This is a genomic window from Pseudomonas sp. R28(2017), assembly GCF_002112505.1.
Taxonomy (GTDB): domain Bacteria; phylum Pseudomonadota; class Gammaproteobacteria; order Pseudomonadales; family Pseudomonadaceae; genus Aquipseudomonas.
This window is the reverse complement of sequence record NZ_NEHW01000013.1, coordinates 148,646-160,506: the sequence shown is the minus strand read 5'-3', so window position 1 is coordinate 160,506 and position 11,861 is coordinate 148,646. Positions and strand designations below refer to the sequence as shown.

Annotated in this window: 20 protein-coding genes; all 20 read left to right on the top strand. The window is 56.5% G+C overall.

The window, feature by feature from the left end; translation table 11 throughout:
- Positions 1-162: 162 nt before the first annotated feature.
- The 20 genes from rpsL (at position 163) to rpsH (ending at position 11,850) form a co-directional block, all read left to right on the top strand.
- The gene (gene rpsL, locus CAF78_RS21850) at positions 163-534 is read left to right on the top strand and encodes a 30S ribosomal protein S12 (RefSeq protein ID WP_003255492.1); all 372 of its coding nucleotides are present in this window, start codon (positions 163-165) and stop codon (positions 532-534) included.
- Positions 535-640: 106 nt separating this feature from the next.
- Complete coding sequence (gene rpsG, locus CAF78_RS21845) at positions 641-1,111, top strand: 30S ribosomal protein S7 (protein ID WP_003246741.1); 471 nt, start codon at positions 641-643, stop codon at positions 1,109-1,111.
- A gap of 30 nt (positions 1,112-1,141) precedes the next feature.
- Complete coding sequence (fusA, locus tag CAF78_RS21840; protein ID WP_085673186.1) at positions 1,142-3,289, top strand: elongation factor G; 2,148 nt, start codon at positions 1,142-1,144, stop codon at positions 3,287-3,289.
- A gap of 27 nt (positions 3,290-3,316) precedes the next feature.
- Entirely contained in the window at positions 3,317-4,510 is a 1,194-nt protein-coding gene (gene tuf / locus CAF78_RS21835) for an elongation factor Tu (RefSeq protein ID WP_010951775.1), read from the top strand.
- Positions 4,511-4,651: 141 nt separating this feature from the next.
- Positions 4,652-4,963: a 30S ribosomal protein S10 gene (gene rpsJ, locus CAF78_RS21830; protein WP_003186070.1), complete on the top strand. Its 312-nt coding sequence runs from the start codon at positions 4,652-4,654 to the stop codon at positions 4,961-4,963.
- Positions 4,964-5,043: 80 nt separating this feature from the next.
- Positions 5,044-5,679, top strand: coding sequence for a 50S ribosomal protein L3 (gene rplC, locus CAF78_RS21825; RefSeq protein WP_027917847.1), 636 nt, complete (start codon positions 5,044-5,046; stop codon positions 5,677-5,679).
- 12 nt (positions 5,680-5,691) lie between these two features.
- A complete protein-coding gene (gene rplD, locus CAF78_RS21820) occupies positions 5,692-6,294 on the top strand; it encodes a 50S ribosomal protein L4 (protein ID WP_060509677.1) in 603 nt (200 codons plus the stop codon).
- Entirely contained in the window at positions 6,291-6,590 is a 300-nt protein-coding gene (gene rplW / locus CAF78_RS21815) for a 50S ribosomal protein L23 (RefSeq protein WP_003255484.1), read from the top strand. Before rplD ends, rplW begins: the two co-directional genes overlap by 4 nt.
- A gap of 14 nt (positions 6,591-6,604) precedes the next feature.
- The gene (rplB, locus tag CAF78_RS21810) at positions 6,605-7,429 is read left to right on the top strand and encodes a 50S ribosomal protein L2 (protein WP_003255483.1); all 825 of its coding nucleotides are present in this window, start codon (positions 6,605-6,607) and stop codon (positions 7,427-7,429) included.
- Between the two features lie 16 nt (positions 7,430-7,445).
- Positions 7,446-7,721 (top strand): 30S ribosomal protein S19, encoded by a 276-nt coding sequence (gene rpsS / locus CAF78_RS21805; protein WP_003255482.1) that lies wholly within the window; start codon positions 7,446-7,448, stop codon positions 7,719-7,721.
- 11 nt (positions 7,722-7,732) lie between these two features.
- A complete protein-coding gene (rplV, locus tag CAF78_RS21800; RefSeq protein ID WP_003103908.1) occupies positions 7,733-8,065 on the top strand; it encodes a 50S ribosomal protein L22 in 333 nt (110 codons plus the stop codon).
- 13 nt (positions 8,066-8,078) lie between these two features.
- Entirely contained in the window at positions 8,079-8,765 is a 687-nt protein-coding gene (gene rpsC, locus CAF78_RS21795; RefSeq protein ID WP_003255481.1) for a 30S ribosomal protein S3, read from the top strand.
- A 12-nt stretch (positions 8,766-8,777) separates the two neighbouring features.
- Positions 8,778-9,191, top strand: coding sequence for a 50S ribosomal protein L16 (gene rplP, locus CAF78_RS21790; protein WP_003255479.1), 414 nt, complete (start codon positions 8,778-8,780; stop codon positions 9,189-9,191).
- Complete coding sequence (gene rpmC, locus CAF78_RS21785) at positions 9,191-9,382, top strand: 50S ribosomal protein L29 (protein ID WP_002555481.1); 192 nt, start codon at positions 9,191-9,193, stop codon at positions 9,380-9,382. The genes rplP and rpmC overlap by 1 nt, the downstream gene beginning before the upstream one ends.
- Before the next feature lie 2 nt (positions 9,383-9,384).
- A complete protein-coding gene (gene rpsQ, locus CAF78_RS21780; protein WP_008089812.1) occupies positions 9,385-9,651 on the top strand; it encodes a 30S ribosomal protein S17 in 267 nt (88 codons plus the stop codon).
- A 23-nt stretch (positions 9,652-9,674) separates the two neighbouring features.
- Entirely contained in the window at positions 9,675-10,043 is a 369-nt protein-coding gene (gene rplN / locus CAF78_RS21775; protein ID WP_008089810.1) for a 50S ribosomal protein L14, read from the top strand.
- A gap of 11 nt (positions 10,044-10,054) precedes the next feature.
- A complete protein-coding gene (rplX, locus tag CAF78_RS21770; RefSeq protein WP_003255476.1) occupies positions 10,055-10,369 on the top strand; it encodes a 50S ribosomal protein L24 in 315 nt (104 codons plus the stop codon).
- Between the two features lie 20 nt (positions 10,370-10,389).
- Positions 10,390-10,929 carry a 50S ribosomal protein L5 gene (rplE, locus tag CAF78_RS21765; RefSeq protein WP_003255474.1) on the top strand — a complete coding sequence of 180 codons (540 nt, stop codon included), beginning with the start codon at positions 10,390-10,392 and terminating at the stop codon, positions 10,927-10,929.
- A gap of 13 nt (positions 10,930-10,942) precedes the next feature.
- The gene (gene rpsN / locus CAF78_RS21760) at positions 10,943-11,248 is read left to right on the top strand and encodes a 30S ribosomal protein S14 (protein WP_003255472.1); all 306 of its coding nucleotides are present in this window, start codon (positions 10,943-10,945) and stop codon (positions 11,246-11,248) included.
- A gap of 209 nt (positions 11,249-11,457) precedes the next feature.
- Positions 11,458-11,850 carry a 30S ribosomal protein S8 gene (rpsH, locus tag CAF78_RS21755; RefSeq protein WP_019097628.1) on the top strand — a complete coding sequence of 131 codons (393 nt, stop codon included), beginning with the start codon at positions 11,458-11,460 and terminating at the stop codon, positions 11,848-11,850.
- Positions 11,851-11,861 lie beyond the last annotated feature (11 nt).

The following is an 11,861-nucleotide window of genomic DNA, read 5'->3' as shown; positions in this document are numbered from 1 at the left end:
ATGTTGCCGATGATCGGGCGAGGAGGGCCGGGGCCTCGTCTTGACTGGGTGCAAGATCCTCCGTAGACTTTTGTACCCTTAAATTTGGTGAGGCTCCGTCTCGCCAATTTTTGGCTTTCTTGCAAGACAATAGAGTCGCAAGACAATCAGTGGAGCTAGTAGATGGCAACTATCAACCAGCTGGTACGTCAGCCGCGTAAGCGTTCGGTCGAGAAGTCCGACGTTCCTGCGCTGCAGAACTGCCCGCAGCGTCGTGGCGTGTGCACCCGCGTGTACACCACCACGCCGAAAAAACCTAACTCGGCACTGCGTAAAGTATGCCGTGTGCGTCTGACCAACGGTTTCGAGGTTTCCTCGTACATCGGTGGTGAAGGCCACAACCTGCAAGAGCACAGCGTCGTCCTGATCCGTGGCGGCCGTGTAAAAGACTTGCCAGGTGTTCGTTACCACACCGTTCGCGGCTCTCTGGATACTTCGGGCGTTAAAGGCCGTAACCAGGGTCGTTCGAAATACGGTACCAAGCGTCCGAAGTAATCGGCCGTTTGCAGACATCCATTTTTTTGAGTCGATAAGAGTAAGGTCGGGCAGGGGTCGAAGACCCACGTCCCGGGCTAACCTGAAGACCGTTTGAGGGCTTATCATGCCAAGACGTCGTGTAGCAGCAAAACGTGAGATCCTTGACGATCCGAAGTACGGATCCCAGATCCTCGCCAAGTTCATGAACCACGTGATGGAAAGCGGCAAGAAGGCCGTAGCCGAGCGCATCGTTTACGGTGCCCTGGATACCGTCAAAGCACGCAAGAACAGCGACCCCCTGGAAATCTTCGAGAAAGCTCTCGACGCCATCGCTCCGCTGGTCGAAGTAAAGTCCCGCCGTGTCGGCGGTGCCACTTACCAGGTTCCGGTTGAAGTTCGTCCATCCCGTCGTAACGCTCTGGCAATGCGCTGGCTCGTAGACTACGCCCGCAAGCGCGGCGAGAAGTCGATGGCTCTGCGCCTGGCCGGCGAACTGCTGGATGCTGCCGAAGGCAAAGGTGCTGCAGTCAAGAAGCGTGAAGACGTGCACCGTATGGCTGAAGCCAACAAAGCGTTCTCGCACTACCGCTTCTAATTCAAGCATCAATCATTTTGCGAGGGCTTTATGGCTCGTACTACAGCAATTAACCGCTACCGTAACATCGGTATCTGCGCCCACGTTGACGCGGGCAAGACTACCACTACCGAGCGGATCCTGTTCTACACAGGTCTGAGCCACAAGATGGGCGAGGTGCATGACGGCGCCGCGACCACCGACTGGATGGTGCAGGAGCAGGAGCGCGGTATCACCATTACCTCCGCTGCCGTTACCACCTTCTGGAAAGGTTCCCGTGGTCAGTACGACAACTACCGCGTAAACGTCATCGATACCCCCGGCCACGTTGACTTCACCATTGAAGTAGAGCGTTCGCTGCGTGTACTCGACGGCGCGGTCGTTGTGTTCTGCGGTACTTCCGGCGTTGAGCCACAGTCCGAAACCGTATGGCGTCAGGCCAACAAGTACGGCGTTCCACGTGTTGTCTACGTGAACAAGATGGACCGTGCCGGTGCCAACTTCCTGCGCGTTGTCGGCCAGATCAAGAACCGCCTGGGTCACACCCCGGTTCCGGTCCAGCTGGCGATCGGTGCTGAAGACGACTTCCAGGGTCAGGTTGACCTGATCAAGATGAAAGCCATCTACTGGAACGATGACGACAAAGGCACTACCTACCGCGAAGAAGAAATTCCTGCGGATATGGTCGACCTGGCTAACGAATGGCGCAACAACATGGTTGAAGCCGCCGCCGAAGCCAGCGAAGAGCTGATGAACAAGTACCTTGAAGAAGGTGAGCTGACCGTCGAAGAAATCAAGGCAGGCCTGCGCGCGCGCACCCTGGCCAGCGAGATCGTTCCGGCTGTCTGCGGTTCGTCGTTCAAGAACAAGGGCGTTCCCCTGGTTCTCGACGCCGTCATCGACTTCCTGCCTGCTCCGACCGAAATTCCTGCGATCAAGGGTATCCACCCTGATCTGGCCGAAGTGCCGAAGGATGAAGTCAAGCCAGAGCAGTACGACGAGCGTCACGCTGACGACAACGAGCCGTTCTCGGCCCTGGCGTTCAAGATTGCCACCGACCCGTTCGTTGGTACTCTGACCTTCGTCCGCGTTTACTCGGGCTTCCTGACCTCCGGTGACTCCGTCATCAACTCGGTCAAGGGCAAGAAAGAGCGCGTTGGTCGTATGGTGCAGATGCACGCCAACCAGCGTGAAGAAATCAAGGAAGTACGTGCAGGCGACATCGCTGCTCTGATCGGCATGAAGGACGTCACCACCGGTGACACCCTGTGCAACGCCGACAAGCCGATCATCCTCGAGCGTATGGACTTCCCTGAGCCGGTAATTTCGCTCTCCGTAGAGCCGAAAACCAAGGCTGACCAGGAGAAGATGGGTATCGCACTGGGCAAGCTGGCCCAGGAAGACCCGTCGTTCCGCGTCAAGACCGACGAAGAAACCGGCCAGACCATCATCTCCGGTATGGGTGAGCTGCACCTGGACATCCTCGTTGACCGCATGAAGCGCGAGTTCAACGTCGAAGCCAACATCGGTAAGCCGCAGGTTTCGTATCGCGAGAAGATCACCAAGTCCAACGTCGAGATCGAAGGCAAGTTCGTTCGTCAGTCGGGCGGCCGTGGTCAGTTCGGTCACTGCTGGATCCGTTTCTCGGAGCCGGATCAGGACGACAAGGGCAACATCACCGAAGGTCTGGTGTTCGCCAACGAAGTCGTTGGTGGTGTGATTCCTAAGGAATACATCCCTGCGATCCAGAAGGGTATCGAAGAGCAGATGAAAAACGGCGTTGTTGCCGGTTATCCTCTGATCGGCCTGAAGGCCGCGGTATTCGATGGTTCGTACCACGACGTCGACTCCAACGAAATGGCGTTCAAGATCGCCGCTTCGATGGCAACCAAGCAGCTGGCCCAGAAGGGCGGCGGCGTGGTTCTCGAGCCGATCATGAAGGTCGAAGTTGTAACCCCGGAAGACTACCTGGGTGACGTGATGGGTGACCTGAACCGTCGTCGTGGTCTGGTACAAGGTATGGATGAGTCGGTCTCCGGCCGCGTCGTCCGCGCTGAAGTTCCGCTCGGAGAGATGTTCGGTTACGCAACCGACGTTCGTTCCATGTCTCAGGGTCGCGCAAGCTACTCCATGGAATTCTCCAAATACGCCGAAGCTCCGTCGAACATCGTCGAAGCACTCGTTAAAAAACAAGGCTAATCCCCTTTAGGCAAGAGGTTCACTGTCGTGGCTAAAGAAAAATTTGATCGTTCCCTTCCCCACGTTAACGTCGGCACCATCGGCCACGTTGACCACGGTAAGACCACTCTGACCGCAGCTCTGACTCGCGTCTGCTCCGAAGTTTTCGGTTCGGCCGTCGTTGAGTTCGACAAGATCGACTCGGCTCCAGAAGAAAAAGCGCGCGGTATCACCATCAACACCGCTCACGTCGAGTACAACTCGAACATTCGTCACTACGCTCACGTTGACTGCCCAGGTCACGCTGACTACGTGAAGAACATGATCACCGGTGCTGCCCAGATGGACGGCGCGATCCTGGTTTGCTCGGCCGCCGATGGTCCGATGCCACAAACCCGTGAGCACATCCTGCTGTCCCGTCAGGTTGGCGTTCCGTACATCGTGGTCTTCCTGAACAAGGCTGACCTGGTAGACGACGCCGAGCTGCTGGAACTGGTCGAGATGGAGGTTCGCGACCTGCTGTCCACCTACGACTTCCCAGGCGACGACACCCCGATCATCATCGGTTCGGCTCGTATGGCGCTGGAAGGCAAAGACGACAACGAAATGGGCACTACCGCTGTCAAGAAGCTGGTAGAAACTCTGGATGCCTACATCCCTGAGCCAGTTCGTGCCATCGACCAGCCATTCCTGATGCCGATCGAAGACGTATTCTCGATCTCGGGTCGTGGTACCGTTGTTACCGGCCGTATCGAGCGTGGTATCGTCCGCGTTCAGGATCCGCTGGAAATCGTTGGTCTGCGTGACACCACCACCACCACCTGCACCGGTGTTGAGATGTTCCGCAAGCTGCTGGACGAAGGTCGTGCTGGCGAGAACTGCGGCGTTCTGCTGCGTGGTACCAAGCGTGACGACGTTGAGCGTGGCCAGGTTCTGGTCAAGCCAGGTTCGGTCAAGCCGCACACCAAGTTCACCGCAGAAGTCTACGTCCTGTCGAAGGAAGAAGGCGGCCGTCACACTCCGTTCTTCAAAGGCTACCGTCCTCAGTTCTACTTCCGTACCACTGACGTGACCGGTAACTGCGAACTGCCGGAAGGCGTTGAAATGGTAATGCCAGGTGACAACATTCAGATGACTGTTACCCTGATCAAGACCATCGCAATGGAAGACGGTCTGCGCTTCGCTATCCGTGAAGGCGGTCGTACCGTCGGCGCCGGCGTCGTAGCCAAAATCATCGAGTAATCACTCGACCGATTGAAAAAACCCCCGCTCAGCGGGGGTTTTTTTTATTGGGTTGACACTAAATGGGGGCGTCTATAGAATCACGCCTCCTTTTAGCGGGCGTAGTGCGTCCGTTGGGAACAGCCTGGAGTCTGAAATCCAATGCAAAATCAGCAAATCCGTATCAGGTTGAAGGCTTTCGACCATCGCCTGATCGACCAATCCACCCAGGAAATCGTGGAAACCGCGAAACGTACTGGTGCACAAGTGCGTGGTCCAATTCCACTGCCTACCCGCAAAGAGCGTTTCACCGTTCTGGTCTCCCCGCACGTCAACAAAGACGCGCGTGACCAGTACGAGATTCGCACTCATAAGCGTGTTCTGGACATCGTCCAGCCAACGGATAAAACCGTTGACGCGCTGATGAAGCTTGATCTGGCGGCAGGTGTGGAAGTACAGATCAGCCTCGGCTAAGACTTCGGTCTAGTCGTGTAACGCTCTGAAATGGGCGGCCATAGCGGGTGAAAGCCCCGTACACTCATGAGGTTTACAACATGACTATTGGTGTAATCGGTCGCAAGTGCGGTATGACCCGCATTTTCACCGAAGAAGGTGTCTCCATTCCGGTCACGGTCATTGAGATCGAGCCGAATCGTGTCACCCAGTTCAAAACTGAAGAAACCGATGGCTACCGTGCAGTGCAAGTCACTGTCGGCGAGCGTCGTGCTTCGCGTGTGACTGCCGCTCAGGCAGGCCACTTCGCCAAGGCCAACGTTGCCGCTGGTCGCGGTGTCTGGGAGTTCCGTCTTGAAGAAGGCGAGTTCCAGGCTGGCGACTCGATCAAAGCTGAACTCTTCACTGCAGGCCAGCTGGTTGACGTTACTGGTCAGTCCAAAGGTAAAGGCTTCGCCGGTACCATCAAGCGCTGGAACTTCCGTGGCCAGGACAACACCCACGGTAACTCCGTGTCGCACCGTGTCCCAGGTTCCATCGGCCAGTGCCAGACTCCTGGTCGTGTGTTCAAGGGCAAGAAAATGTCCGGTCACATGGGCGCCGAGCGCGTGACTGTTCAGTCCCTGGAAGTAGTTCGCGTAGACGCTGAGCGCAACCTGCTGCTCGTCAAAGGTGCCGTTCCTGGCGCTACTGGCGGCGACGTGGTTGTACGTCCAGCTGTCAAGGCTCGCGGTTAAGGGGATACTGACATGCAACTTAATGTAAATGACGCTCAGGCGATCGAAGTTTCCGAACTGGCTTTCGGTGGCGAATTCAACGAGACGCTGGTACACCAAGCAGTCGTGGCCTACATGGCCGGCGGCCGTCAGGGCACCAAGCAGCAGAAGACCCGTTCCGACGTGGCCGGTGGCGGTAAGCGCCCATGGCGTCAGAAGGGTACTGGCCGTGCTCGTGCTGGTACCACCCGTGGTCCGATCTGGCGTGGCGGTGGTGTAACCTTCGCAGCTCGTCCTCAAGATCACTCGCAGAAGCTCAACAAGAAGATGTACCGCGCAGCCCTGCGCTCCATCCTCGCTGAGCTGGTGCGTAGCGACCGTCTGGTCGTGGTTCAGGACTTCGCTGTTGAAGCGCCGAAAACCAAAGATCTGCTGAACAAGCTGAACGGCATGGGTCTGAGCGACGTACTGATCGTTTCCGACGCTGTTGATCAGAACCTGTACCTGGCTGCTCGCAACCTGCCGCACGTCGATGTACGTGACGTTCAAGGTTCCGACCCGGTCAGTCTGATCGCATACGAGAAGGTGTTGATCACCGTCTCGGCCGTGAAGAAATTCGAGGAGCTGCTGGGATGAACCAGGAACGCGTATTCAAAGTCCTCCTTGGCCCGCACGTTTCCGAGAAGGCTACCGTTCTGGCTGAGAAAAAAGGCCAGTTCGTATTCAAGGTTGCTACCGATGCAACCAAGCTGGAAATCAAGAAAGCTGTCGAAGGCCTGTTCAACGTAAAAGTTGAAAACGTGTCGACTGTTAACGTTCTGGGTAAAACCAAGCGTACCGCACGTGGTCTGGGCAAGCGTAATGACTGGAAGAAGGCGATCGTCTCCCTTCAGCCAGGCCAAGATCTCGATTTCAGCAGCAGTGCTGAGTAAGGAAGGGGTGCATCATGGCAATCGTTAAATGCAAACCGACTTCCCCTGGCCGCCGTTTCGTGGTCAAGGTGGTCAACAAGGAGCTGCACAAAGGCGCTCCTCACGCACCGCTGATCGAGAAAAAATCGAAGTCTGGTGGTCGTAACAACAATGGCCGCATTACCACTCGTCACGTTGGTGGTGGTCACAAGCAGCATTACCGTCTGGTCGACTTCCGTCGCAACGACAAAGATGGCATTCCAGCCACTGTCGAGCGTATCGAATACGATCCGAACCGTACTGCTCACATCGCCCTGCTGTGCTACGCAGACGGTGAGCGTCGCTACATCATCGCCCCTAAAGGCGTGAGCGCTGGCGACCAGCTGATCGCAGGTGCCCTGGCCCCAATCAAGGCCGGTAACTCCCTGCAGCTGCGCAACATTCCAGTAGGTAGCACCATTCACGGCATCGAACTGAAGCCGGGTAAAGGTGCTCAGATCGCACGTTCCGCTGGTGCTTCGGCTCAGCTGATCGCTCGTGAAGGTGTCTACGTGACCCTGCGTCTGCGCTCTGGTGAAATGCGTAAAGTCCTGGCTGAGTGCCGTGCGACCCTGGGCGAAGTCTCGAACTCCGAGCACAGCCTGCGTTCGCTGGGTAAAGCTGGTGCCAAACGCTGGCGCGGCGTTCGCCCAACCGTTCGTGGTGTTGCCATGAACCCGGTTGACCACCCACATGGTGGTGGTGAAGGTCGTACCTCCGGTGGTCGTCATCCGGTATCGCCATGGGGCTTCCCAACCAAGGGTGCGAAGACCCGCGGTAATAAGCGTACCGACAACATGATCGTCCGTCGTCGCAAGTAACTAGAGGGATACGACAGTGCCACGTTCTCTGAAAAAAGGTCCTTTTATCGATCTTCACCTGTTGAAGAAGGTCGAAGTGGCGGTGGAGAAGAACGATCGCAAGCCAGTTAAAACCTGGTCGCGCCGTTCGATGATCCTGCCACAAATGGTCGGTCTGACCATCGCGGTACACAACGGTCGCCAACACGTCCCAGTTCTCGTGAACGAAGACATGGTCGGCCACAAACTGGGCGAGTTCGCCGGTACCCGCACCTACCGCGGGCACGTGGCTGACAAGAAAGCCAAGCGTTAAGGGGTAAGGAAATGGAAGTAGCCGCTAAGTTGTCGGGCGCTCGCATCTCCGCCCAGAAAGCCCGCTTGGTCGCCGACCAGATCCGCGGGAAGAAGGTGGGCGAAGCGCTCAACCTGTTGGCCTTCAGCAGCAAAAAAGCCGCTGAAATCATGAAGAAAGTCCTCGAGTCGGCCGTAGCCAACGCCGAACACAACGAAGGCGCAGACGTTGATGACCTGAAGGTCTCCACCGTCTTCGTCAACGAAGGGCGTTCGCTGAAGCGCATCATGCCACGTGCCAAAGGCCGTGCTGATCGCATCGTCAAGCGGTCTTGCCATATCACTGTCAAGGTTGCGGACAAGTAACGGAGTCGATCAGATGGGTCAGAAAGTACATCCCACTGGCATTCGCCTGGGAATCGTCAAGGAGCACACCTCCGTCTGGTACGCAGACGGTGCTACTTACGCAGATTACCTGTTGAAGGATCTGAAAACGCGTGAGTACCTCCAAGACAAACTAAAAAGCGCGTCCGTAAGCCGTATCGATATTCATCGTCCGGCTCAAACTGCACGCATCACCATCCACACCGCTCGTCCAGGTATCGTTATCGGGAAGAAAGGTGAAGATGTCGAGAAGCTGCGTCAGGACCTGACCAAGCAGATGGGTGTGCCTGTGCACATCAACATCGAAGAGATCCGCAAGCCGGAACTCGACGCTATGCTGGTTGCGCAGAGCGTAGCTCAGCAGCTGGAACGCCGCGTAATGTTCCGTCGCGCCATGAAGCGCGCCGTACAGAACGCCATGCGTATTGGTGCCAAGGGCATCAAGATCCAGGTGAGCGGTCGTCTCGGCGGTGCTGAGATTGCTCGTACCGAGTGGTATCGCGAAGGTCGTGTGCCGCTGCACACCCTGCGTGCCGATATCGACTACAACACCTACGAAGCTCACACCACCTACGGTGTGATCGGTGTGAAGGTTTGGATCTTCAAAGGCGAAGTTATTGGTGGTCGCCAAGAAGAACTGAAACCACAAGCACCAGCGCCTCGTAAAAAAGCTGCTAAGTAAGGGGTACGCCAAATGTTGCAACCAAAGCGTACAAAATTCCGCAAGCAGATGACCGGCCACAACCGTGGTCTGGCACTGCGCGGTAGCAAAGTCAGCTTCGGCGAATTCGCCCTGAAAGCTGTTGCTCGCGGTCGCCTCACCGCCCGCCAGATCGAGTCCGCACGTCGTGCGCTGACCCGTCACGTCAAGCGTGGCGGTAAGATCTGGATCCGTGTGTTCCCGGACAAGCCGATCTCCAAGAAGCCTCTCGAGGTTCGTATGGGTAAAGGTAAGGGTTCCGTGGAGTACTGGGTTGCCCAGATCCAGCCAGGTAAAGTCCTGTACGAGATCGAGGGTGTTTCTGAAGAGCTGGCGCGCGAAGCTTTCGCCCTGGCTGCTGCAAAGCTGCCTCTCGCCACCTCCTTTGTTAAGCGGACGGTGATGTGATGAAAGCGAATGAACTTCGTGAAAAATCTGCACAGCAACTGAATGAGCAACTGCTCGGCTTGCTGCGCGACCAGTTCAATCTGCGTATGCAGAAAGCAACTGGCCAGTTGGGGCAGTCGCACCTGCTCTCGCAAGTTAAGCGTGACATCGCTCGCGTGAAAACTGTGCTTAACCAGCAGGCAGGTAAGTGATCATGGCTGAAGCTGAAAAAACCGTCCGTACGCTGACTGGCCGTGTCGTCAGCGACAAAATGGACAAGACCATCACCGTTCTGATCGAGCGTCGCGTCAAGCACCCGATCTACGGTAAATACGTTAAGCGTTCGACTAAGCTGCACGCGCACGACGAATCCAACCAGTGCAAAATCGGCGACAAGGTTTCCATCCGTGAAACCCGTCCGCTGGCCAAGACCAAGTCCTGGGCACTGGTTGAAGTCCTCGAACGCGCTGTTGAAGTCTAAGGGCTAGGGGTCGGAGAAATTTTATGATTCAGACTCAATCCATGCTCGATGTGGCCGATAACAGCGGCGCTCGTCGCGTCATGTGCATCAAGGTGCTCGGCGGTTCGCACCGCCGTTACGCCGGCATCGGTGACATCATCAAAGTAACCGTCAAGGAAGCAATTCCGCGCGGTAAGGTCAAAAAAGGCCAGGTGATGACTGCTGTTGTCGTCCGTACCCGTCACGGTGTACGTCGCGCTGACGGTTCCATCATTCGTTTCGACGGCAACGCTGCTGTTCTGCTGAACACCAAGCAAGAGCCGATCGGCACTCGCATCTTCGGGCCAGTGACCCGTGAACTTCGTACTGAGAAGTTCATGAAGATCGTCTCGCTCGCCCCTGAAGTGCTGTAAGGAGATCCGACATGCAAAAGATTCGTCGTGACGACGAGATCATCGTGATCGCCGGCAAAGACAAAGGTAAGCGCGGTAAGGTGCTGAAGGTTCTGGCTGATGACCGTCTGGTCATCGGTGGCGTGAACCTGGTCAAGCGTCATACCAAGCCTAACCCGATGGCGGGCGTTCAGGGCGGTATCGTCGAAAAAGAAGCGCCTCTGCACGCTTCCAACGTTGCCATCTTCAACGGCGAAACCAACAAGGCTGACCGCGTTGGTTTCAAAGTAGAAGACGGTAAGAAAATTCGTGTCTTCAAGTCGACCCAAAAAGCGGTTGATGCTTGAACACTGCTAGGTAGAAGACCATGGCACGACTGAAAGAGATTTACCGGAACGAAATCGCTCCTAAGCTTAAGGAAGAACTTAAGCTGTCGAACGTGATGGAAGTTCCGCGCGTTACCAAGATCACCCTGAACATGGGTCTGGGCGAAGCGATCGGCGACAAGAAAGTCATCGAGCACGCTGTTGCCGACCTGGAAAAGATCACCGGTCAAAAGCCGGTCGTGACTTTCGCTCGTAAATCCATCGCGGGCTTCAAAGTCCGTGAAGGATGGCCGATCGGCGTCAAGGTGACCCTGCGTAGCGACAAGATGTACGAATTCCTGGACCGCCTGCTGGCGATCTCCCTGCCTCGGGTACGCGACTTCCGCGGCCTGAATGCCAAGTCCTTCGATGGCCGTGGCAACTACAGCATGGGCGTGAAAGAGCAGATCATCTTCCCGGAAATCGATTACGACAAGATCGATGCTCTGCGCGGTTTGGACATCACCCTGACCACCACTGCTCGTTCGGATGACGAAGGCCGCGCTCTGCTGCGTGCATTCAAATTCCCGTTCCGCAACTGATTGGAGTAGGAAAATGGCCAAGAAGAGCATGAAAAACCGCGAGCTGAAGCGTCAGCTCACGGTAGCCAAGTTCGCTAAGAAGCGTGCTGAGCTGAAAGCGACCATCGTCAACCTGAACGCCTCTCCAGAAGAGCGTTTCGCTGCCGTTGTCGCTCTGCAGAAGCAGCCACGTGATGCTAGCGCTTCGCGCCTGCGCAACCGTTGCCGCCTGACCGGTCGTCCTCACGGTGTATACCGTAAGTTCGGCCTGGGCCGTAACATGCTGCGTCAAGCTGCAATGCGCGGCGACGTACCAGGCCTGGTCAAAGCCTCCTGGTAATCGCTGCAGGCAGGGTCCCGGCGGAAGGGGAGCAATCTTCCGACCGCCGGTGATCTCGTCTACAAACAAGCCCCCTCGTGGGGCTTGTTTCGTTTCTGCCTTGTGTCTAGAATGACCGGCTCACCCGAGCCTGGGTTTTTTACCCTGCCCGTTTGGGTGGTTGTGATAGCCGCAAGGCTAATATTTCTTGTATCAGGAGCATCTAGCCCATGAGTATGCAGGACCCGTTAGCGGACATGCTAACTCGCATCCGTAATGCCCAGATGGCTGAAAAGTCCGTCGTAAGCATGCCTTCCTCCACTCTGAAGGTCGCGGTTGCCAAAGTTCTGAAGGACGAAGGTTACATCGCTGGCTACCAGGTTACTGGTGAAGCCAAGCCTTCCCTGTCGATCGAACTGAAGTACTTCGAAGGCCGTCCGGTCATCGAGGAACTGAAGCGCTCCAGCCGTCCAGGCCTGCGCCAGTACAAGTCCGTCACTGAGCTGCCGAAAGTACGTGGCGGCCTGGGCGTGTCTATTGTCTCCACCAACAAAGGTGTGATGACTGATCGCGCTGCGCGCGCTGCCGGTGTCGGCGGCGAAGTTCTCTGCACAGTGTTCTAAGGGGGGATAGA

Excerpts from the sequence above, each read along its gene's own strand:
- fusA (WP_085673186.1), top strand. The coding sequence starts at position 1,142 with ATGGCTCGTACTACAGCAATTAACCGCTACCGTAACATCGGTATCTGC.
- rplE (WP_003255474.1), top strand. The coding sequence starts at position 10,390 with ATGGCACGACTGAAAGAGATTTACCGGAACGAAATCGCTCCTAAGCTT.
- rpsQ (WP_008089812.1), top strand. The coding sequence starts at position 9,385 with ATGGCTGAAGCTGAAAAAACCGTCCGTACGCTGACTGGCCGTGTCGTC.
- rplW (WP_003255484.1), top strand. The coding sequence starts at position 6,291 with ATGAACCAGGAACGCGTATTCAAAGTCCTCCTTGGCCCGCACGTTTCC.
- rplD (WP_060509677.1), top strand. The coding sequence starts at position 5,692 with ATGCAACTTAATGTAAATGACGCTCAGGCGATCGAAGTTTCCGAACTG.
- rpsH (WP_019097628.1), top strand. The coding sequence starts at position 11,458 with ATGAGTATGCAGGACCCGTTAGCGGACATGCTAACTCGCATCCGTAAT.
- rplV (WP_003103908.1), top strand. The coding sequence starts at position 7,733 with ATGGAAGTAGCCGCTAAGTTGTCGGGCGCTCGCATCTCCGCCCAGAAA.
- rplN (WP_008089810.1), top strand. The coding sequence starts at position 9,675 with ATGATTCAGACTCAATCCATGCTCGATGTGGCCGATAACAGCGGCGCT.
- rplP (WP_003255479.1), top strand. The coding sequence starts at position 8,778 with ATGTTGCAACCAAAGCGTACAAAATTCCGCAAGCAGATGACCGGCCAC.
- rpsG (WP_003246741.1), top strand. The coding sequence starts at position 641 with ATGCCAAGACGTCGTGTAGCAGCAAAACGTGAGATCCTTGACGATCCG.
- rpsN (WP_003255472.1), top strand. The coding sequence starts at position 10,943 with ATGGCCAAGAAGAGCATGAAAAACCGCGAGCTGAAGCGTCAGCTCACG.
- rplC (WP_027917847.1), top strand. The coding sequence starts at position 5,044 with ATGACTATTGGTGTAATCGGTCGCAAGTGCGGTATGACCCGCATTTTC.
- rpsC (WP_003255481.1), top strand. The coding sequence starts at position 8,079 with ATGGGTCAGAAAGTACATCCCACTGGCATTCGCCTGGGAATCGTCAAG.
- rpsL (WP_003255492.1), top strand. The coding sequence starts at position 163 with ATGGCAACTATCAACCAGCTGGTACGTCAGCCGCGTAAGCGTTCGGTC.
- rplB (WP_003255483.1), top strand. The coding sequence starts at position 6,605 with ATGGCAATCGTTAAATGCAAACCGACTTCCCCTGGCCGCCGTTTCGTG.
- rpmC (WP_002555481.1), top strand. The coding sequence starts at position 9,191 with ATGAAAGCGAATGAACTTCGTGAAAAATCTGCACAGCAACTGAATGAG.
- rplX (WP_003255476.1), top strand. The coding sequence starts at position 10,055 with ATGCAAAAGATTCGTCGTGACGACGAGATCATCGTGATCGCCGGCAAA.
- rpsJ (WP_003186070.1), top strand. The coding sequence starts at position 4,652 with ATGCAAAATCAGCAAATCCGTATCAGGTTGAAGGCTTTCGACCATCGC.